Source organism: Serratia sp. CY52157 (assembly GCF_052168495.1).
Lineage (GTDB): Bacteria > Pseudomonadota > Gammaproteobacteria > Enterobacterales > Enterobacteriaceae > Serratia > Serratia ureilytica.
In genome coordinates this window covers 215056-234928 of record NZ_JBJNMO010000002.1, presented here as the reverse complement: position 1 = coordinate 234928, position 19873 = coordinate 215056, and the positions used below count along the sequence as shown (strand labels likewise).

Annotated in this window: 16 protein-coding genes and 1 other annotated feature; of the genes, 4 read left to right on the top strand and 12 right to left on the bottom strand. The window is 60.7% G+C overall.

Annotated features, from left to right (window positions below):
- Nucleotides 1-7: 7 nt before the first annotated feature.
- The 9 genes from ACJ8IP_RS10865 to ACJ8IP_RS10825 all read right to left on the bottom strand — a co-directional run bounded on the left by ACJ8IP_RS10865 (nucleotide 8) and on the right by ACJ8IP_RS10825 (nucleotide 9774).
- Entirely contained in the window at nucleotides 8-1273 is a 1266-nt protein-coding gene (locus ACJ8IP_RS10865; protein WP_042783808.1) for a GntP family permease, read from the bottom strand.
- A 119-nt stretch (nucleotides 1274-1392) separates the two neighbouring features.
- Entirely contained in the window at nucleotides 1393-2526 is a 1134-nt protein-coding gene (locus ACJ8IP_RS10860; protein ID WP_164107007.1) for a sugar diacid recognition domain-containing protein, read from the bottom strand.
- 165 nt (nucleotides 2527-2691) lie between these two features.
- Nucleotides 2692-3336: an adenylate kinase gene (adk, locus tag ACJ8IP_RS10855; protein WP_004940261.1), complete on the bottom strand. Its 645-nt coding sequence runs from the start codon at nucleotides 3334-3336 to the stop codon at nucleotides 2692-2694.
- Between the two features lie 202 nt (nucleotides 3337-3538).
- On the bottom strand, nucleotides 3539-5404 hold the full coding sequence (gene htpG / locus ACJ8IP_RS10850) for a molecular chaperone HtpG (protein ID WP_033651110.1): 1866 nt from the start codon (nucleotides 5402-5404) through the stop codon (nucleotides 3539-3541).
- Nucleotides 5405-5546: 142 nt separating this feature from the next.
- On the bottom strand, nucleotides 5547-6152 hold the full coding sequence (gene recR, locus ACJ8IP_RS10845; RefSeq protein WP_004940263.1) for a recombination mediator RecR: 606 nt from the start codon (nucleotides 6150-6152) through the stop codon (nucleotides 5547-5549).
- Complete coding sequence (locus tag ACJ8IP_RS10840) at nucleotides 6152-6481, bottom strand: YbaB/EbfC family nucleoid-associated protein (RefSeq protein ID WP_004940264.1); 330 nt, start codon at nucleotides 6479-6481, stop codon at nucleotides 6152-6154. The genes recR and ACJ8IP_RS10840 overlap by 1 nt, the downstream gene beginning before the upstream one ends.
- A gap of 41 nt (nucleotides 6482-6522) precedes the next feature.
- Nucleotides 6523-8481 (bottom strand): DNA polymerase III subunit gamma/tau, encoded by a 1959-nt coding sequence (gene dnaX, locus ACJ8IP_RS10835; RefSeq protein WP_033651109.1) that lies wholly within the window; start codon nucleotides 8479-8481, stop codon nucleotides 6523-6525.
- Nucleotides 7126-7190 (bottom strand) — a sequence feature (DnaX frameshifting element). It overlaps the preceding gene by 65 nt.
- 92 nt (nucleotides 8482-8573) lie before the next feature.
- Nucleotides 8574-9125, bottom strand: coding sequence for an adenine phosphoribosyltransferase (gene apt / locus ACJ8IP_RS10830; protein ID WP_019454166.1), 552 nt, complete (start codon nucleotides 9123-9125; stop codon nucleotides 8574-8576).
- Between the two features lie 268 nt (nucleotides 9126-9393).
- Complete coding sequence (locus tag ACJ8IP_RS10825) at nucleotides 9394-9774, bottom strand: DUF454 family protein (RefSeq protein ID WP_069100196.1); 381 nt, start codon at nucleotides 9772-9774, stop codon at nucleotides 9394-9396.
- 134 nt (nucleotides 9775-9908) lie between these two features.
- On the opposite strand from ACJ8IP_RS10825, the gene priC reads away from it, so the two are divergent.
- Nucleotides 9909-10445 (top strand): primosomal replication protein PriC, encoded by a 537-nt coding sequence (gene priC, locus ACJ8IP_RS10820; RefSeq protein WP_033642112.1) that lies wholly within the window; start codon nucleotides 9909-9911, stop codon nucleotides 10443-10445.
- A 108-nt stretch (nucleotides 10446-10553) separates the two neighbouring features.
- Nucleotides 10554-10733, top strand: coding sequence for a pleiotropic regulatory protein RsmS (gene rsmS / locus ACJ8IP_RS10815; protein ID WP_016928837.1), 180 nt, complete (start codon nucleotides 10554-10556; stop codon nucleotides 10731-10733).
- A 31-nt stretch (nucleotides 10734-10764) separates the two neighbouring features.
- Here the strand turns inward: rsmS and mscK are convergent, their stop codons facing one another.
- From mscK to acrR, 3 genes are all read right to left on the bottom strand, one after another.
- Nucleotides 10765-14157, bottom strand: a complete 3393-nt coding sequence (gene mscK / locus ACJ8IP_RS10810; RefSeq protein WP_442524396.1) for a mechanosensitive channel MscK — start codon at nucleotides 14155-14157, stop codon at nucleotides 10765-10767.
- 100 nt (nucleotides 14158-14257) lie between these two features.
- Complete coding sequence (locus ACJ8IP_RS10805) at nucleotides 14258-14611, bottom strand: DsrE/DsrF/TusD sulfur relay family protein (protein WP_042783805.1); 354 nt, start codon at nucleotides 14609-14611, stop codon at nucleotides 14258-14260.
- An 11-nt stretch (nucleotides 14612-14622) separates the two neighbouring features.
- A complete protein-coding gene (gene acrR / locus ACJ8IP_RS10800) occupies nucleotides 14623-15282 on the bottom strand; it encodes a multidrug efflux transporter transcriptional repressor AcrR (RefSeq protein ID WP_033642109.1) in 660 nt (219 codons plus the stop codon).
- A gap of 142 nt (nucleotides 15283-15424) precedes the next feature.
- Between acrR and sdeX the strand changes: the two genes are divergently transcribed.
- Together sdeX and sdeY are read left to right on the top strand one after the other, a co-directional pair.
- Nucleotides 15425-16612, top strand: a complete 1188-nt coding sequence (gene sdeX / locus ACJ8IP_RS10795) for a multidrug efflux RND transporter periplasmic adaptor subunit SdeX (protein ID WP_033642108.1) — start codon at nucleotides 15425-15427, stop codon at nucleotides 16610-16612.
- 17 nt (nucleotides 16613-16629) lie between these two features.
- Nucleotides 16630-19776, top strand: a complete 3147-nt coding sequence (sdeY, locus tag ACJ8IP_RS10790; protein ID WP_033651107.1) for a multidrug efflux RND transporter permease subunit SdeY — start codon at nucleotides 16630-16632, stop codon at nucleotides 19774-19776.
- Nucleotides 19777-19873 lie beyond the last annotated feature (97 nt).

Genomic DNA, 19873 nt, shown 5'->3' with positions numbered 1-19873 from the left:
CTGTTCCTTATCCCGCCAGGTTAAATACGCCAAACATCAGCGCCGAGATTGCCGCGATGGTGAACCCCACCAGCGTTTCATACGGCAACAGCTTGAGCCGCTCGTGCACCGCCATATTGACGCTGCCGCCGGTGGCGTGGAAGAAGCTGCCGTGCGGCAGGTGATCCAGCACCGTGGCGCCCGCATGGATCATCGCCGCGCCGGCCAATCCGCTCACCCCCAGCTCAAGCAGCGTGGAGCTGAACACCCCGGAGGCGACGGCGGTGCCGGCGGTGGTCGACGCGGTCGCCATCGACATCAGCGCGCCGGACAGCGGCGCCAGCAGCCAGGCCGGCAGCCCGGTGTGCGTCAAACCGGTAATCAAGACATCCTTCAGCGCCGAGTTGGCGATAATGCCCGCCAGCGTGCCGGTGCCGAGCAGCATGATCGCCACCGGCGCCATGCGCGACAGGCCAGATACCATAAACTGATTGCACTGACGAATTCGCCCCATCAGCAGCGCGCCCGCCAAACCGCCGGCCGGCAGCGCGATCAGCGGATCGACGGCGATACCGGCGATCGGCCGCAGCGACAGCAGCAGGATCGCCACCAGCGGCGCGCTGATCGCCGCAGCGAAGCCCGGCCGCGCCCCTTCGGCATGCTGAGTCAGCTCTTCAGCCATCACCCTGCTACCTTTATCGCTCAGGCGACGCGCCAGCAGATAGGCCACCACCAGGCCGCACAGCCCCGGCACGATGCCGGCCATCATCACCGAGGTGAGCGGCACGTGGAAGTTGTCCGCCGCCGCGATGGTGTTCGGGTTGGGCGACATCACGTTGCCGGCCTTGCCGCCGCCGATCATCGCCAGCAGGATCGCCGCACGAGAAATGCCGGCCTTTTGGGCGATCGACAGCGCGATCGGCGCGACGGTGATCACCGCCACGTCGATAAACACCCCCACCGCCGTCAGGATCAGTGTAGCCACCGCCAGCGCCAGCAGCGCGCGGGTTTCGCCCACCTTGCGTACGATAGTTTCGGCGATGGTGTGCGCCGCGCCGGATTCGATCAGCACCCCGGCCAATACCCCCGCCGCCAGAATGCGCATCACGGCGTTGGTGATGCCCTGCGCCCCGCCGATCATCAGCGTCACGGTCTGCACCAGATCGGCGCCGCCGCACAGCCCGCCCGCCAGCGCGCCGGCAATCATGCCGTAAGCCGGTGGAACCTTGCGTAGAATCAGGACGATGGCGACGGCTAACGCCACCAGCGCCCCCAGAGTGGATACGGTTGTCATTGTTGTTTTCTCCGTGGTTGATGTGCAGGCCAACATATCCCGCGCGCCCGGCGTTGGCCTGAGGGGAAACAACAAAAAATCGCCGAAGGAACGGCGCGGAATTTGTGGGTTGGCACAACTCAGTCGTGCATCAGCATGCCGATATACAACCGCAGAGAGTCAGTTAATTGATTGATTTTCATACCGGTTATGGCTTCGATGCGCTGCAGGCGATAGCGCAGGGTATTGACGTGAATATGCAGCTGCGCGGCGGCCTGCGTCTGATCACAATTCTGCGAAAAATAGTGGCGCAGCGTGGCGCGCAGCACGCCTTTTTCATCCTGTTCCTCCAGCGTCCGCCAGGGGCGCCCCAGCTCTTGCGCTCGCCAGTCCTCCCCGAGATCGCACAGCAGCGACGGCAGCGGATAGTCGTGGTAGAACAGCGTGGCGTGGCGCAATTTCAGGCGCTGCGCCATCGCCTGGGTGGCGCGCGCGGTCAGGCTGGAGCGGTAGGCGCTTTGCGGATCGTCGTAGAAACCGCCGACGATCAGCCGCACCCGAAAGCGATGCTTGAGCTGGTTTTGCAGACGCTGAGCCTGTTGGCGCTCCAGCTTCAGGCTCCACTCGCCTTGCGCCATGCTGGCCGGGCGCAGCAGGGTCATTTCATTAAAGCCGGTAATGGCGATCAACGCATCGCGCTGGGTGGCCTCCAGCTCAGCCAGCAATTCGCGCAGCAGGTGCGGCTGCGCCTCTTGCAGCTCGACGATCCAGACGATGCGCGCCTGGCGCAGATCCAATCCCAGATACGCCGCCATCGCTTCCAGCGACGCCGTGTTCGGCTGCGGCTGCAACAGCTGGTTCGCCAGCTCTTCCCGGTAGCGTTTTTCCCACTGGTGCTGCTCCAGCAGCGCCGCCTGCTCCACCATCATCTCCGCCGCCATTTTGACCAACTCGGCGTAGGCGCGCACCTCGGCCGGCTCGCCGGAAATGCCGATCACTCCCACTCGCTGATTGCGAAAGCTGAACGGCAGGTTGATACCGGGCCGCACGCCCTTCAGGTGTTCGGCGGTGGCGCGATCGATTTCCACCACCCGATTCTCCGCCAGCGCCAGCACCGCGCCTTCATGACGCTGGAACAGGCGCTGCGGGTTGCCGGAAGCGATGATCACGCCGTTGCTGTCCATCACGTTGACGGAATGGCTGATGATGCCCATCGCCCGCTGGACGATCTGGCGCGCGGTGGCTTCCGCCAGAAGTTTGGTCTGTCTGAGCATGCCCGGCTCCCTGCTGAGGATGAAAACGCAGGCTTGTTATACGCCATTTGGCGCGGGCGATTAACGGGCACGGCCGCAACAAGCCGCCGCGATCACAATTTGGCGGGAAAACGGCAAAAAAAACGCCGGACCACAGGCCCGGCGTCATGCACAGCCAGCTTGCTATCAACCGAGGATAGTCGCCAGCTCTGCGCTCACTTCGGCCACCTTGCGGGTGCCGTCAATTTTGCGGTATTGGGTGTTGCCCGCTGCCGCTTCTTTGCTGTAGTAAGAGATCAGCGGCGCGGTCATCTGATGGTATTCCACCAGGCGCTTGCGCACGGTCTCTTCCTGATCGTCCTTGCGCGTGGTCAGCTCTTCGCCGGTCACGTCGTCTTTGCCTTCCACCTGCGGCGGATTGAACTTCACGTGGTATACGCGGCCGGACGGCGCGTGCACGCGGCGGCCAACGATGCGGTCAACGATCAGCTCGTCCGGCACGTCGAACTCCAGCACGAAGTCCACGTTGATGCCGGCTTCTTTCATCGCGTCAGCCTGCGGAATGGTGCGCGGGAAGCCGTCCAACAGGAAGCCCTTGCGGCAATCTTCCTGAGCGATGCGCTCTTTGACCAGCGCGATCACCAGCTCATCGGTCACCAGCTTGCCGGCGTCCATGATCTCTTTCGCCTGCTTGCCCAGTTCACTGCCGGCCTTCACGGCTGCGCGCAACATATCACCGGTGGAGATTTGCGGAATGCCGTATTTCTCCATGATGAATTGAGCCTGAGTACCTTTACCAGCGCCCGGAGCGCCCAGCAGAATGATACGCATTGCGTAAATCCCCTTGCTATGTAGTTTTTATAAAATTGCGAAAACGCTCAACGATACCATTTCAGGGGGGGCAGGCTCAAGGCGCGCGAAGGAAATCGATTGCGGAACATGCAAAAATTCAAGCGAACAAAAGAGGGGAAAATGCGGGGAAAAACCGGAAATGCGCCCCTAACGGTGCCGTTAAGGGCGCATATAATCAACTTCAGGCGGACAGCAACTTGTTCATGCGGCGGATGAACAGGTTCGGATCCTCCAGCGTGCCGCGTTCAGCCAACAGCGCCTGATCCAAAAGCAGGTCGATCCACTCGGCGAAATGTTCGTTATCGCCCACGTCGGATGCGCGTTTGACCAACGCATGCTCAGGATTAAGCTCGAAAATGTACTTCACTTCCGGCGCCTGCTGGCCCGCAGCGGCGAACAGCTTGGCCATCTGGGTGCTCATCTCGTCGGCGTCGGTCACCACGATCGCCGGCGTATCGGTCAGGCGGTGCGTCAGACGCACATCCTTCACGCGGTCGCCCAGCAGGGTTTTCACGCGTTCGATGAACGGTTCCAACTGCTTCTCGGCCGCCTTCTGCTCTTCGGTTTCATCCGCCAGTTTATCCAGCGTTTCATCCGCCTTGCTGACCGACTGGAACGGCTTGCCGTCGAACTCGGTCAGGTAGCTCATCATCCACTCGTCGATGCGATCGGACAACAGCAGCACTTCGATACCTTTCTTGCGGAACAGCTCCAGATGCGGGCTGCTCTTGGCGGCGGCGTAGCTGTCGGCGGTGATGTAGTAAATCTTTTCCTGCCCTTCCGCCATGCGGCCGACGTACTCTTCCAGCGACACGGTCTGCGCCGAGCTGTCGCCATGGGTGGTGGCGAAGCGCAGCAGTTTGGCGATCGCTTCCTGGTTGCCGTTATCTTCCGCCGGGCCTTCTTTCAGCACCAGACCGAACTGCTGCCAGAATTTCTGGTAGCCTTCGGCGTCGTCTTTGGCCAGCTTATCCAGCATCTGCAGCACGCGCTTGGTCAGCGCGCCGCGCAGGTTCTGCGTCACGCGGCTGTCTTGCAGGATCTCGCGCGATACGTTCAGCGGCAGATCGTTGGAATCGATCAGGCCGCGCACGAAGCGCAGATAGTTCGGCATGAACTGCTCGGCGTCGTCCATGATGAACACGCGCTGCACGTACAGCTTCAGGCCGTGCTTGTGATCGCGGTTCCACATGTCCCACGGCGCCTGCGCCGGGATATACAGCAGGCTGGTATATTCCTGCTTGCCTTCCACCCGATTGTGGCTCCAGCTCAGCGGATCGGTGAAATCGTGGGCGATGTGCTTGTAGAACTCTTTGTACTCTTCGTCGGTCACGTCAGCCTTGCTGCGGGTCCACAGGGCCTGCGCCTTGTTGATCTTCTCCCAGGTGACGGTGCCGTCTTCTTCGTTCTTGCTTTCGATCTCTACCGGCAAGGCGATGTGATCGGAATATTTGCCGATCACCGAGCGCAGGCGCCAGGCGTCGAGGTACTCATCTTCGCCTTCGCGCAGATGCAGGGTGATTTCGGTGCCGCGGGTCTCTTTGGTGATGTCGGCAATGGTGTAGTCGCCTTCACCGGCGGACTCCCAGAACACGCCCTCGTCATCGGCGGCGCCGGCCGCGCGGGTGCGCACGGTCACTTTGTCCGCCACGATGAACGCCGAGTAGAAACCAACGCCGAATTGGCCGATCAGTTGGCTGTCTTTCGCCTGGTCGGAACCGATGGATTCCAGGAACGCTTTGGTGCCCGATTTGGCGATGGTGCCGAGGTTTTCGATCACTTCTTCGCGGCGCATGCCGATGCCGTTGTCGGCAATGGTCAGGGTGCGCTGCTCTTTATCGAAGGACAAACGCACGCGCAGCTCGCCGTCGCCGGCATACAGCTCCGGCGCGGACAGAGCGCGGAAGCGCAGCTTGTCGGCGGCGTCAGAGGCGTTGGAGATCAGCTCGCGCAGAAAAATTTCTTTGTTGGAGTACAGCGAATGGATCATCAAATGAAGCAGCTGTTTTACTTCAGACTGGAACCCGCGGGTTTCTTGACCTTTCATACTCATTGATTACCTCAAAGACAATGGCTACCAAAATCGAACAATGAGGATCAGATGAGGGTCAGGGTCTTGTTTTTCAAGCGGACGGCGGGAAATTTTTGGCAAAAAACAATGGGGCCGGGCGGCCCCATCCGGGAAAACATCAGAACTTGATGGCGTGGCGCCCCGCCAGCGAATGCGACAGCGTGGTGCCGTCGACCATCTCCAGCTCGCCGCCCACCGGCACGCCGTGGGCGATGCGGCTGGCGAGCACGCCATACTGGCCACACATCTCGGCGATATAGTTGGCGGTCGCCTCCCCTTCCACCGTCGGGTTGGTGGCGAGGATCACTTCGGTGATGCTTTCCTTTTCCAGCCGTTGCTCCAGGCGATCCAGACCGATATCGCCCGGCCCGATGCCGTCCAGCGGCGACAGATGCCCCATCAGCACAAAGTAGCGCCCGGCGAACTGGCCGGTCTGCTCGATGGCGTGGATATCCGCCGGGCTTTCCACCACGCAAATCTGGCCGTTTTGCTGGCGGCGCGGATTGGCGCAGATGGTGCAGACGTCCTGCTCGGTGAAGGTGCGGCAGTCGGCGCAGTGGCCGATCTCCGACATCGCGCGCGTCAACGCCTGCGCCAGGCGCATGCCGCCGCTGCGATCGCGCTGCAGCAGCTGAAACGCCATGCGCTGAGCCGATTTCGGGCCGACGCCCGGCAGGCAGCGCAGCGCCTCCATCAGGGATTCAAGGAGCGGGCTGGTTTGCATCAGAACGGCATCTTGAAGCCAGGCGGCAACTGCATGCCGCTGGAGACGGAGGCCATTTTCTCTTTCTGGGTCTCTTCGATGCGGCGCGCGGCGTCGTTAAACGCAGCGGCGATCAGATCTTCCAGCATCTCTTTGTCGTCTTCCATCAGGCTTGGATCGATTTCCACGCGGCGGCAGTTGTGCGCGCCATTGATGGTGACTTTCACCAGGCCGGCGCCAGATTCGCCGGTCACTTCCAATTTGGCGACTTCTTCCTGCATCTGCTGCATTTTTTCTTGCATTTGCTGGGCTTGCTTCATCAGGTTGCCCAGACCGCCTTTACCAAACATAGTCGTCTCTCGTCGCTAGGGCCGCGCACATCGCGCAGCGTTTAAAGGGGGCGAATACTCTCTTCATCCAGATCCGCGTCGAAGAATCGGCGCAGCGTCTGAATGTTGGTATCCGCTTCGATGGACTGGCGCGCCTGCGCCAGCTTTTCCTCATAGATGGCTTGTCGCCATTCCAGCGGGGTGCGCTCCGCCGGATTATCGTCCTCCACCACGGTCAGCTCGATCGGACCGCCGTACAGCTCACCGAGCGCGTCGGCCAGCGTCTTCTGCGCCGAAGGCGAATTCAGATGGCGCTGCGAAGACCGCAGATGGAGGCTAATCTTGCCCGGCTCCGGCTGCTGCTTGAAGGCGTTCAACGCCAGCTGCTGCACCAGTTTCGGGATCTTCAGCTTATCGATTTCCGCCGCCCAGGCGTCGCGCTCCAGCGACTCCACCACCAGCTTGGCGGCCAGCTCCGGCGTTTTCTCGTGCTCCAACGCCGTGCGCAGCGCTTTCGGCGTCGCCAGCGGTTCCGGCGCCGCCTCGGGCTCGGTCTGCGCGCGCCAACGATAGGCTTCCGGTTTCGCCGGTTTTTCCGGCACCTTCTTCTCCGCCAGGCGCTGCTGGCTGCGCTCGGTCACGGAAGCCAAACGCCCCAGCGCCGAGTTTGCCGGCCGCGCTATTCCTGGCGCCGCCGGCTCATTCTTTTTTGGTGTGGATGCTCCCTGCTGCCGTTGCAGCTGGGACCGCGCTTTCAACAGCTGGGCGGTGGCATCCGGTAAAGGGGTCGATGATTGTCGCTGCGGCGCGGCCGGCTGCCCTAGCGGCGGCGGCGCGTCCTGAAACTGCGGCGGCTGTGGCGATGCGGCCTGCTGCGGCTGCGCCATCGGCGCCGGCGCGGTCTGCACCAACGCCACCGGCTCCGGGATCACCGCTTTCGGGTGAAACGCCAGCGCGCGCAGCAGGGTCATCTCAACCCCCATGCGGCGATCCGGCGCATAGGCCAGCTCTTTGCGGCCCACCAACAGCGTCTGGTAATAGAGTTGCACATCGGCCGGCGGCAGGGTGCGCGCCAGCTCACGCAGCCGTTGTTCCACGGCGGCGTAGTGGTTGTCGAGCATCGAAGGCAGCAGTTGCACCATCGCAATGCGGTGCAGCAACGCCAGCGTCTCCACCAGCAGGTTTTCCCAATCCACGCCGCGCGAAGCGGCCTGCGCGACCTGCGCCATCACCTTTTCACCGTCGGCGCTGACCAGCGCTTCGAGGATCGCCAGCGGCTGCTCGTCATCGAGCGTACCGAGCATCTGGCTGACGGTGGCGGCGGTCACCTGCCCCTGCCCCATGGCGATCGCCTGATCGGTCAGGCTCAGCGCATCGCGCATGCTGCCGTCGGCGGCGCGCGCCAGCAGCTGCAGCGCGCGGGCGTCGCTGGTGATCTGCTCCGCCGTCAGCACCGTTTCCAACTGCTGGCGGATCTGATCGACGTCCAGCGCTTTGAGGTGAAACTGCAGGCAGCGGGAAAGAATGGTCACCGGCAATTTTTGCGGATCGGTGGTGGCCAACAGGAATTTGACGTGCGGCGGCGGCTCTTCCAGCGTCTTCAGCAACGCGTTGAAGCTGTGGCGCGAGAGCATGTGCACTTCATCGATCAGGTAGACCTTGAAGCGGCCGCGCGCCGGCGCGTACTGAACGTTGTCAAGCAGATCGCGGGTATCTTCCACCTTGGTTCGGGAAGCGGCGTCGATCTCGATCAGATCGACGAAACGCCCCTGCTCGATCTCGCGGCAGTTGTCGCATTGGCCGCAAGGCGTGGCGGTGATGCCGGTTTCACAGTTCAGGCCTTTGGCCAGCAAGCGGGCGATGGTGGTTTTCCCCACGCCGCGCGTGCCCGAGAACAGATAGGCGTGATGGATCCGCCCCAGCGAGAGGCCGTTGGCCAGCGCGGTCAGGACATGTTCCTGGCCGACCACGTCTGCGAACGTTTGAGGGCGCCACTTACGGGCGAGAACCTGATAGCTCATTAATACCGGAGAAGTCGAGTAATCTGGAGGGTCATGCTAACACAGCCCCGCGGCAATCCGCGAGGCCGTTGTGCCCAAGGGGCGATGCCGCATCAATGACCGGCGAAGTCCACCAGGCAGTAGCAGTCGATGCCCAGCTTGTTCAGACGCGCTTCTCCGCCCAGATCCGGCAGGTTGATGATGAACGCGGCGTCTTTCACTTCACCGCCCAGACGGCGGATCAGTTTGGTGGTCGCTTCAATGGTGCCGCCGGTCGCCAGCAGATCGTCCACCACCAGCACTTTGTCGCCCGCGGTGATGGCGTCGGTGTGGATCTCCAGCTTGTCGGTGCCGTACTCCAGCTCATAGCTTTCGCTGAGCGTGGCGCGCGGCAGTTTGCCCGGTTTGCGCACCGGCACGAAACCGACGCCCAACGCCAGCGCGACGGGCGCGCCGAACAGGAAACCACGCGCTTCGGTACCCACCACCTTGGTCACGCCCGCTTCGCGATAGCGCTCAACCAGCAGCTCGATGCTGGCGGCGTAGGCCAACGGGTTTTCCAGCAGGCTGGTCACGTCGCGGAACAGGATGCCCGGCTTCGGATAATCCGGGATGGTTTTGATACTGTCTTTAATAAACTGAAGCTGCTGCGCAGTAGCGGTCATAATTGTTGCCTGATAAAACTGCTTGAAAACCGGCGCGCCGCTCACCCGCCGCCCCCGGGTGAAACACACCGGAGAAAAAATGGCAGGCGATCCGCGCACGAAAACGCCCAAATCTATGCAAACTGGCGGACAAATGCAACTCTCCCCTGCATCTTTCACCCCACAGCGTTGTTGACCGCACGCATTACTTACCTAAGTAAGCTCCCGGGGATGCCTGCGTTTGTCGCCTGGCTGCGGCTTGAAAGCTATTGAGGAGTTTAAGGTACAATCAGCGCTGTTTTTGTTGCGGCAGATCAATAACCGGCAGGCGCAGCATAAAGGTCAGCAAAATGGCCAACATCAGCAGCAACAGCCCGCGCACCCACCAGATTTTCACCAGCCACAGCGAACAGGCGAAGGTCAGCACGATCACCAGCACCGCTTTCCACTTCGCCCCCGGAGGCAGCGCGCGATGCTGCTGCCAATGGCGCAGATAAGGGCCAAACCAGGAACGGTACAGCAGCCAGTGATGAAAGCGCGGCGAAGAGCGGGCGAAGCACCAGGCGGCCAACAGCAGGAACGGCGTGGTCGGCAACAGCGGCAACACCACGCCCAACGTTGCCAGCGCCACCGCCAACCAGCCCAAAATGATCAATAACCCACGCGTCATGCGGTTCTTCGCTCCTCAATCGGTTGCGGCTTACTGTAGCATCGGCGCCGCGCCGGCGGAATATGCATGCGGCGCTTGTTTCAGGACGGCATCGCGGGCAAGCTTACGCCTGTTGAAATCAAGAGGGAGCTTATGTGAGCACTCAGCGTCTATTACAGGTGTTGGCACAGCAGATCGCGGCGCTGGCGGCCGAAGTCAGCCCGCGCGGCGACGCCCCGATCCCGCAGGCGCGGTTCGACGCCGCCCTGTTCGCCAACCGCGGCACGCGGCTGCGCGACTACCTGGCCGAAGTGGAGAAAAACTTCGCCCAGCTGCAAAACGCCGCTAACGACAGCCGCGCCAGCCAGGTGGCTTTTCTGGCCGAAAAACTGGTGGCTCAGATCGCCGCCCTGCAGCGCGAGCTGGCGACCCAGGCGCTGCGGCGCAAGAATCAGCCGAAGGAAGCCCCCGAGGTCGATCTCTACCACAAGCTGGCCGAGCATCAGGATTACGAACGCCGGCTGATCGCCATGATTCAGGATCGGGAAAGCCTGCTGGGGCGCCAGACCACGCTGGCGGCGCAGCAAAAGCTGCAGCACGAGCTGGCGGCGCTGGAGGGGCGGCTGATGCGCTGTCGTCAGGCGTTGGCGCGCATCGAGCGCAATATCGAGCGCAAAGAAAACGGTTTTTGAAGATTTATCACAATATTTTAATGATTATTCCCCGGTTGCGCGCCGGGTTCACTATACTCTGCCGATACCCGAGTTATTCATCCCATTAATTAAATAAGCGCAGGTGCTATGTCTCTGGAAAACGCCTCACCCGAACTGCAGCTGGCGGTAGACTTGATTTACCTGCTGGAATGCAACGAGATCGATCCGGCCACCGCGCTGGCGGCGCTGGATATCGTCAAACGGGATTATCAGGAAAAGCTGCAGCGCGCCGGCGTCACCTCTCCCTATCTGCCTGCCGGACAGTAACCGGGGACAGCGCCGCTGTCCCTTTCGCCTCTCATTGCTTATCCGCCGCCGTCTGGCCGCCGTCGTCCGGCGATAGCGTTCTTTTCACTTCCTGCACTTCATTGCCCTGCTGGTTATGCAGATACACCTCCAGCTGATTGAAGGCGATGTCGATGCCGTTTTCCCGGCACAAGCGGTCGATTGAGCGATTCAGTTCGTCCACCGTGTAGCTGCGATCGCGCAGTTCCCGCACATAGAGCCGCAGTTCGTGATCCAGCGTGCTGGCGCCGAAGTTGAGGAAGAACACCTGCGGTTCGGGATCGGTCATCACCCGCGGATTGTCGTGCGCCGCCTGCAGCAGCACCTTTTTCACCTTGTCGAGATCGGAGCCGTAGGCCACGCCGACCTTGATCAGCACGCGGGTGATGGTATCGGACAGCGACCAGTTGATCAGACGCTCGGTGACGAACGCCTTGTTCGGAATGATCACCTCTTTGCGATCGAAGTCGGTAATGGTGGTGGCGCGAATGCGGATCTTGCTGACCGAACCGGAGAAGGTGCCGATGGTGATGGTATCGCCGATGCGGATCGGGCGTTCGAACAGAATGATCAGGCCGGAGACGAAGTTGGCGAAGATCTCTTGCAGGCCGAAGCCCAGCCCGACCGTCAGACCGGCGGCCAGCCATTGCAGTTTGTCCCAGGATACGCCGAGCGATCCCAGCGCAACCACGGCGCCCACGGCGGTAATCAGGTAAGTGAGCACGGTGGTGATGGCGTAAGACGCCCCCTGCCGCAGTTGCAACCGCGACAGCACCACCACCTCCAGCAAACCGGGCAAGTTGCGGGTGAGCACGTAGGCGACAATCACTGCGGCGATCGCCACCATCATGTTGCCCAGCGTCACCGCCTGCGACACGCTGCTGCCCGCCACGGTGCTGGTGTAATGCCACAGCGTGATGCTGTCCAGATAAGCGATGACCGTCACCAGATCCGACCAAATGGCGTAGAAGGCGCTGGCGAAGATGGCGAACAGCACCAGGGTGGTCAGGCGCAGCGACTGCTGGTTGATCTGATCGAGCGCCAGCGGCGGCTCTTCCACCACCGGTTCGCCGCCTTCGGCTCCTTCTTTCGCCACGTTTTGCCGCCGCGCCAACGCGCGCCGGTAAGCCAGACGCCGCGCCGCCACGCTCAGACCGCGCAGCGCGGTCAGGTATACGATATTCCACAGGAAAAACAGATACAGGCTGTCTATCCAGCGGCTGGCCAGCCGCAGCGTGGTATAGAAGTAGCCGGCGAACATCAGCCCCAGCAGGATCAGCGGCGTGGCGGCCAGCGCGGTGACCACCACCAGCCGCACGGCGTGCGAGCCTTTTTCACGCCAGCTGTCGCGGCACAGCGGGAACACCAGCACCGTGAGCAGCGCCAGCGTCAACATCACCACGATCTGGCCGATCACGTCTTCCACCAGACGCAGCGGCGCTTTCTCGCCCAATACCGACCAGAAGATCAACGGCTGCAGCGCCAACCCCAGCCGCAGCGTCTGACGGCGGTAATGCGCGCACAGGTTGGCGCCGAAGTTGAAATGCCGCTCGGCGATGCCGCCCGGTTTCAGCATGCGATAGCTGAAGCCGAACACCAGCCACGACAGTGCCAACTGCTGCGACAATGCCCATATAAAGTCGCTGATGCCGAAATCCGCGCGATACATCCAGAAACCGACGCCGAGGAGTAACGCGGCGCCGGGCAACACTTTCAGCAAGGTCAGCGCGATGGCCTTCGGCGTGTGCAGTTGGCCGTCGCGCTTCAGTTGCCCCACGTCGTTGGCCAGCTTTTGCAAATGGCCGTCGATCAGCCGGTAGCGCCAGCGCAATACCCCGATCGCCAACAGCATCGGGATCAGGAACACCAGCGCATTCAACCCGCCCTGCACCAGCTTGCCGCCGTCGAATTTGAGATCGAGCCCAGCAATCTGATCGCGCACCGCCTCCGGCATCGCCTTCAGCCACGCCAGATCGACCGGCTTGTTGCTGTTGACCCAGAAAATCTGCTGGGTCAGCGTATCCTGCAGCGAACCGTAAACGCTGGTCAGCTGCTGCTGATTGATCTGCAGGTTGATCGACAGCGACAGCTGGTTGCTGAGCTGCTTGTTCAGCTGATCCAGCAGTTCGCGGCGCATATCGACGATCTCGTTTAACGCGTCGATCACCTCTGGGCCGGCCTTTTCCTTGCTTTCGGCCACCAGCTGGTTGATGTAATCCTCTCCCTTGAACAGATCGTCGCGTTGCTGATTGATATCGAACTGCTCCAGCCGCAAATCGGCGATGCGCGTGTCCATATCCGCCAACAGCGTGCCCTGCGGCAGGCTCTGCCGCTGCTGATACAGGATGCGCGACAGCACCAGGCTGCCCTTCAGCACCTGGATCTGTTCTTTCAGGTTACGCTCCGCCTGCAGCCCGCGATCGAGCCAGTTTTTGACCCGAATATTCTGCTGGAACAGGGTGTTGCTCTCTTCGGTGGCGGCGATCAGCCGCTGGCTCAGCTGGCGGTTGACGTCCAGCTGTTTGCTGACCAACAGATCGTGCTGGATATCGGTGGAGTCTTCCGGGTTTTGCGCCTCTTTGGCGGTCTTTTCAGACAGCGTCAAACGTTTGCTGTTGACGATCTCCTGCAGCAACTGCACCGAGCGATCCAGCGCGTCGATATGCGCCGTGGTGTAATCACGCTGTTTTTGCAGCAGATCCTGCAGCGTGGTATTGGCTTCCAGACTTTTGCGCTGCAGCTCAAGCTGTGCGTTGAGCAACGCCTGCTCGGTGGTCAGCATCACCTGCTGGCTGTTGCGCAGCGAATCTTGCCCCGGCGTCTGGCCGCTGAGCTGGCTGCGGATCTCCTGCAGGCGCTGCGAAGCGGCGTACATGGTGCTTTGTACTCGTTCAGGCTGGGTTTGCAGCGACACCAGTTGGCTGTTGTAAGTAGAGAGGCTCTCCTGCGCGCTTTGCAGCTCGTCGAGCGTTTGATACAGCCGGCTTTCCAATTGGCGCAGCGACAGCGGCAACAGCGCGGCGCGCGCCGCCGCGCTGTCCGTCGGCCGCTTCAGCGCATCCAGCTCGGCGGTCACCTGATTGAGCTTCGCCGGCGCCTGCTGCACCTGCTGTTTAAGCTGCGCCGCATCCTGCCGATTGCGCTCGATGGCGTCCAGCAGCTCCAGCGTGCGGGTTAAATCCTGTTGGGACAGCTTTTCGACCGGCGTCAGGGCTTTTTGCTTGTTCAGCGCTTCCAGCTGGCTTTGCACTTCGCTGCGCTGCGGCAAATCGCCGTTCAGCGCCGCCTGCACCGGCAAGCTCAGCGTGCAAATCAGGAAAAGGAGTGTCGCGGCGGCGATGCGCCGCCGGCATGCGCCGACAAACGAGCGCGGCGTCAGAGAGGGCAGAGTCAACCAGCGATGCATGATTTAGCTTCGGATCGGTTAAGAAGCCTGAAGATTATCACGATCGCCGGCGGGCAACGAACAACAAAAACGTTGCCGGTGATGTCCCGTTGTCGCGAAATCAGAAAGTGAGCACTTTCTCCGCCGCCAGCGTCCACTGCGCCAGTTCGACCAGCGTGCCGATCTCCACGCCGTCCGCCAGCGGCAAGCGGCTGACGCCGCGCGCGTCGGCGCAGGTCTTGCACAGCTTGACCGGCACCTGCTGCGCGGTGAGGATCTCCAGCATCTGCTGCAGATGGTATCCTTCGTGCGGCTGCTGTCCTGCCAGCCCGGCCACCACCGCGTCGGACATCAGAAACAGCCGCAGGTCGAGACTGCTTTGCTGCTCTTTCAGCGCGATGGCCAACCGCAGCGCATTGAACAAGGATTCATGGCCATAGGCGGCGCCGTTGGCGATGAGAACAACTGATGACATGAAATCTCTCCTTATAAAGGAAGGCGGTCGACGTCGGGGTTGAGGCGCAAGGTGGGGCAAAACTGCAGCATCTCCAAAAACGCATCGACCAGCGCTTCGGCTTCGGCCCGCAGATCGAAACTTTCCGGCATAAACAGCCAGTTTTCCATCAGGCCGGTGATATAACCGCGCAGGATGATCGCCGCACGGCGGGTATGCAAATCGGCGGGCAATTGCTCGTGGTGAATGCAGTTATACAGCACCGCTTCGATGCGTTCGTAGCCGGCGAGGTACAACACCTTGCGCGAATCCAGCAGCGGCATCATTTCACCGACAAACTCGCATTTGTGGAATATAATCTCCATCAACGCCCGCCTGCGGCCGTCTTCAACCGTAGACGTCAGAATGTAAATCAGAATTTCCCGGATAACCCGCAGTGGATTATCGGGAAACTTTGCCTGATACTCTGTTTCGAGCTGGTCAATTTTCGGCTCGGTAGATTCCCAAACTTCATTAAACAGGTCTACCTTATTTTTGAAGTGCCAGTAAATGGCTCCACGCGTAACCCCGGCAGCGGTGGCAATATCTGTCAGTGACGTTGCAGCAACGCCACGTTCAGAGAACTCTCTCACCGCAGCATCGAGGATTTGCTGTCGGGTTTCTTGCGCCTGCTGTTTGGTTTTTCGTGCCATGGCATTGTTATTTAGGGGGAGTGTGATTTACATACATTCGCGAATGTATGTACCATAGCACGCACATATAATTAACGCAGCAATGGGTTTTAAAGCTTGTGATCCATTGATCATTTTGAAATCGGACACTTGAGGTTTTTCTATGAACAAAAACAGAGGGTTAACGCCTCTGGCGGCCGTTCTGATGCTTTCAGGCAGCTTAGTGCTAACAGGATGTAACGATAAAGAAACCCAACAGCAAGGCGCCCAACAGCAGGCTCCTGAAGTGGGCGTAGTCACTTTGAAGGCCGAGCCTCTCAATATCACTACCGATCTTCCTGGCCGCACCGCTGCGTATCGCATCGCCGAAGTTCGCCCTCAGGTCAGCGGCATCATCCTGAAGCGTAACTTCGTTGAAGGCAGCGATATCAAGGCCGGGACGTCTCTGTACCAAATCGATCCCGCGACCTATCAGGCCAGCTACGACAGCGCGAAAGGCGATTTGGCCAAAGCGCAGGCCAGCGCTTCCATCGCGCGCGTGACGGTAAACCGCTACAAGCCATTGCTGGGCACCAGCTACATCAGCAAGCAGGACTATGACAACGCCGTGTCCACGCTGCAGCAAGCGGATGCCGCCGTGGTGGCCGCTAAGGCCGCCGTGGAAACCGCGCGCATCAACCTGGCGTACACCAAGGTGACCTCTCCGATCTCCGGCCGCATCGGCAAATCCGCCGTGACCGAAGGCGCGCTGGTCAGCAACGGCCAGGCAACCGCCCTGTCCACCGTGCAGCAGTTGGATCCGATGTATGTCGACGTCACCCAGTCGAGCACCGACTTCCTGCGCCTGAAGCAAGAACTGGCCAGCGGCGCGCTGAAGCAGGAAAACGGCAAGGCCAAAGTGAAACTGATGCTGGAAAACGGCACCGAATACGCGCAGGAAGGCACGCTGGAGTTCTCCGACGTCACCGTCGATGAGACCACCGGCTCCATCACCATTCGCGCCCTGTTCCCTAACCCGAACGATACGCTGTTGCCTGGCATGTTCGTGCGCGCCCGTCTGGACGAAGGCGTACGCAGCGATGCGTTGCTGGTGCCTCAACAGGGCGTCACCCGCAACCCGCGCGGCGACGCGACGGCGTTGGTGGTAGGGGCAGACAACAAAGTTGAGCTGCGCACGCTGAAGGCGGACCAGGCGATTGGCGACAAATGGCTGGTTACCGATGGCCTGAAAGCCGGCGATCGCGTCATCGTCACCGGCCTGATGAAAGTGCATCCGGGCGCGCAGGTAAAAGTGCAGGAAGTTGACACTCAGGCGCAAAAACAGCCGCAGTCTGAAGCGCAGAAGTCATAAAAAGGAGCCTGTAATACATGGCTAAGTTCTTTATAGACCGCCCAATTTTCGCCTGGGTAATCGCCATCATCGTCATGTTGGCGGGGGTGCTTGCAATAATGAAACTGCCAATCGCGCAGTATCCCACTATTGCACCGCCGGCGGTGAGTATTTCCGCCAACTACCCGGGCGCAGATGCCAAAACGGTGCAGGATACCGTCACACAGATTATCGAACAGAACATGAACGGTATCGATAACCTGATGTACATGTCCTCCACCAGTGATTCCTCTGGTAGCGTCACCATTACCCTGACGTTTGAGTCCGGCACCGATCCTGACATCGCACAGGTTCAGGTCCAGAACAAACTGTCGTTGGCCACCCCGCTGCTGCCGCAAGAAGTTCAGCAGCAGGGCCTGAAAGTAGAAAAATCCAGCAGCAGCTTCCTGATGGTGGCCGGCTTCGTTTCCGACGATCCGAACATGACTCAGGACGATATTGCGGACTACGTGGCGTCCAACATCAAGGACCCGATCAGCCGTTCGTCCGGCGTGGGTGAAGTGCAGCTGTTCGGTGCCCAGTACGCGATGCGCATTTGGCTGGATCCGAACAAGCTGAACAACTACCAGCTGACGACCACGGATGTGACCTCCGCCATCACCGAGCAGAACAACCAGATCGCCGCAGGCCAGCTGGGCGGCCTGCCGCCGGTGCCGGGGCAGCAGTTGAACGCCTCGATCATCGCGCAGACCCGTCTGACTTCGCCGGAAGAGTTCGGCAAGATCCTGCTGAAGGTCAATACCGACGGTTCCCAGGTGCGCCTGCGCGACGTCGCTCACATTGAGCGCGGCGCGGAAAGCTATGCCGTTACCGCGCGTTATAACGGCAAGCCTGCCGCCGGCCTGGGTATCAAACTGGCGACCGGCGCCAACGCCTTGAACACCGCCAAAGGTGTGAAAGACGAGCTGGCCAAGATGGCGCCCTTCTTCCCGCAAGGGATGAAAGTGGTTTATCCGTACGACACCACCCCATTCGTTAAGATCTCCATCAACGAAGTGGTGAAAACGCTGATCGAAGCCATCATCCTGGTATTCCTGGTGATGTATCTGTTCCTGCAGAACTTCCGCGCGACGCTGATCCCAACCATCGCGGTGCCGGTGGTGTTGCTGGGGACCTTTGCGATACTCGCGGCGTTCGGCTTCTCGATAAACACCCTGACGATGTTCGGCATGGTGTTGGCGATCGGCCTGCTGGTGGATGACGCCATCGTGGTGGTGGAAAACGTCGAGCGCGTCATGTCCGAAGAGGGGCTGCCGCCGAAAGAAGCTACCCGTAAATCGATGGGCCAGATCCAGGGCGCGCTGGTGGGTATCGCCATGGTGCTGTCGGCGGTATTCGTGCCGATGGCGTTCTTCGGCGGTTCAACCGGCGCCATCTATCGTCAGTTCTCGATCACCATCGTGTCCGCGATGGCGCTGTCGGTGCTGGTGGCCTTGATCCTGACGCCGGCGCTGTGCGCCACCCTGCTCAAACCGATCCCGAAAGGCGATCACGGGGTTAAAACGGGCTTCTTCGGCTGGTTTAACCGCATGTTCGAGAAGAGCACGCATCACTATACCGACAGCGTGGGCAACATCCTGCGCAGCACCGGCCGCTACCTGATCATCTACCTGCTGATCGTGGTTGGCATGGGCCTGCTGTTCCTGCGCCTGCCTTCTTCGTTCCTGCCGGACGAAGATCAGGGCATCCTGTTGACCATGGTGCAGTTGCCTGCCGGCGCCACCGAATCCCGCACCAACAAGGTGTTGGAAGAAGTCTCCGACTACTTCCTGAACAAGGAAAAGGACAACGTGGTTTCGGTGTTTACCGTCGCGGGCTTCGGCTTCAACGGTAACGGCCAGAACAACGGCCTGGCATTCGTCAGCCTGAAAGACTGGGGTGAGCGTCCAGGGGCCGGGAACAAGGTGGAAGCGATCGCGGGTCGCGCCATGGGCGCCTTCTCGCAGATTAAAGAAGGCCTGGTGTTCCCGTTCAACCTGCCGGCGATCATCGAACTCGGTACCGCAACCGGCTTCGACTTCGAGCTGATTGACCAGGGCGGCCTGGGGCACGAAAAACTGACCGAAGCGCGTAACCAGCTGTTGGGCATGGTTGCTCAGCATCCGGACGTGCTGGTGGGCGTGCGCCCGAACGGCCTGGAAGATACGCCGCAGTTCAAACTGATCGTCGATCAGGAGAAAGCCAAGGCGCTGGGCGTGAGCATCACCACCATCAACAGCACGCTGAGCACCGCACTGGGCGGTTCGTACGTCAACGACTTCATCGACCGCGGTCGTGTGAAGAAGGTGTACGTACAGGCCGAAGCGCCATTCCGCATGCTGCCGGAAGACATCAACAAGTGGTACGTGCGCGGTACCAGCGGCCAGATGGTGCCATTCTCCGCCTTCTCTTCGGCGAAATGGGAATACGGCTCACCGCGTCTGGAACGCTATAACGGCTTGCCGTCGATGGAAATTCTGGGCCAGGCTGCACCGGGCAAGAGTACCGGTGAAGCGATGAACCTGATGGAACAGCTGGCGTCCAAACTGCCAAGCGGCATCGGTTACGACTGGACCGGCATGTCCTATCAGGAACGTCTGTCGGGCAACCAGGCGCCGGCGCTGTACGCCATCTCGATTCTGGTGGTGTTCCTGTGTCTGGCGGCGCTGTATGAAAGCTGGTCCGTGCCGTTCTCGGTCATGCTGGTATTGCCGCTGGGGGTTATCGGTGCGTTGTTGGCCGCGACGATGCGCGGCATGAATAACGACGTGTACTTCCAGGTGGGGCTGTTGACCACCATCGGTCTATCGGCGAAGAACGCCATCCTGATCGTGGAATTCGCCAAGGATCTGATGGAGAAAGAAGGCAAAGGTCTGATCGAAGCGACGTTGGAAGCGGTGCGTATGCGTCTGCGTCCAATTCTGATGACGTCCCTGGCCTTCATCCTCGGGGTTCTGCCGCTGGTTATCAGCAGCGGCGCAGGCTCCGGCGCACAGAACGCGGTAGGTACCGGCGTAATGGGCGGGATGATCACCGCGACCGTATTGGCGATCTTCTTCGTACCGGTGTTCTTCGTGGTGGTTCGCCGCCGCTTCAGCAAGAAGAACGAAGACCTGGAACACAGCCACCCGGTAGAACATCACTGATCGTTCAGTGAAGAAATTTCTACCCGATAATCGAAAAGGCCGCGCATGCGGCCTTTTTCTTTTGCTTCAGTTGTTTAATGCAAACCGTTCTCATTAA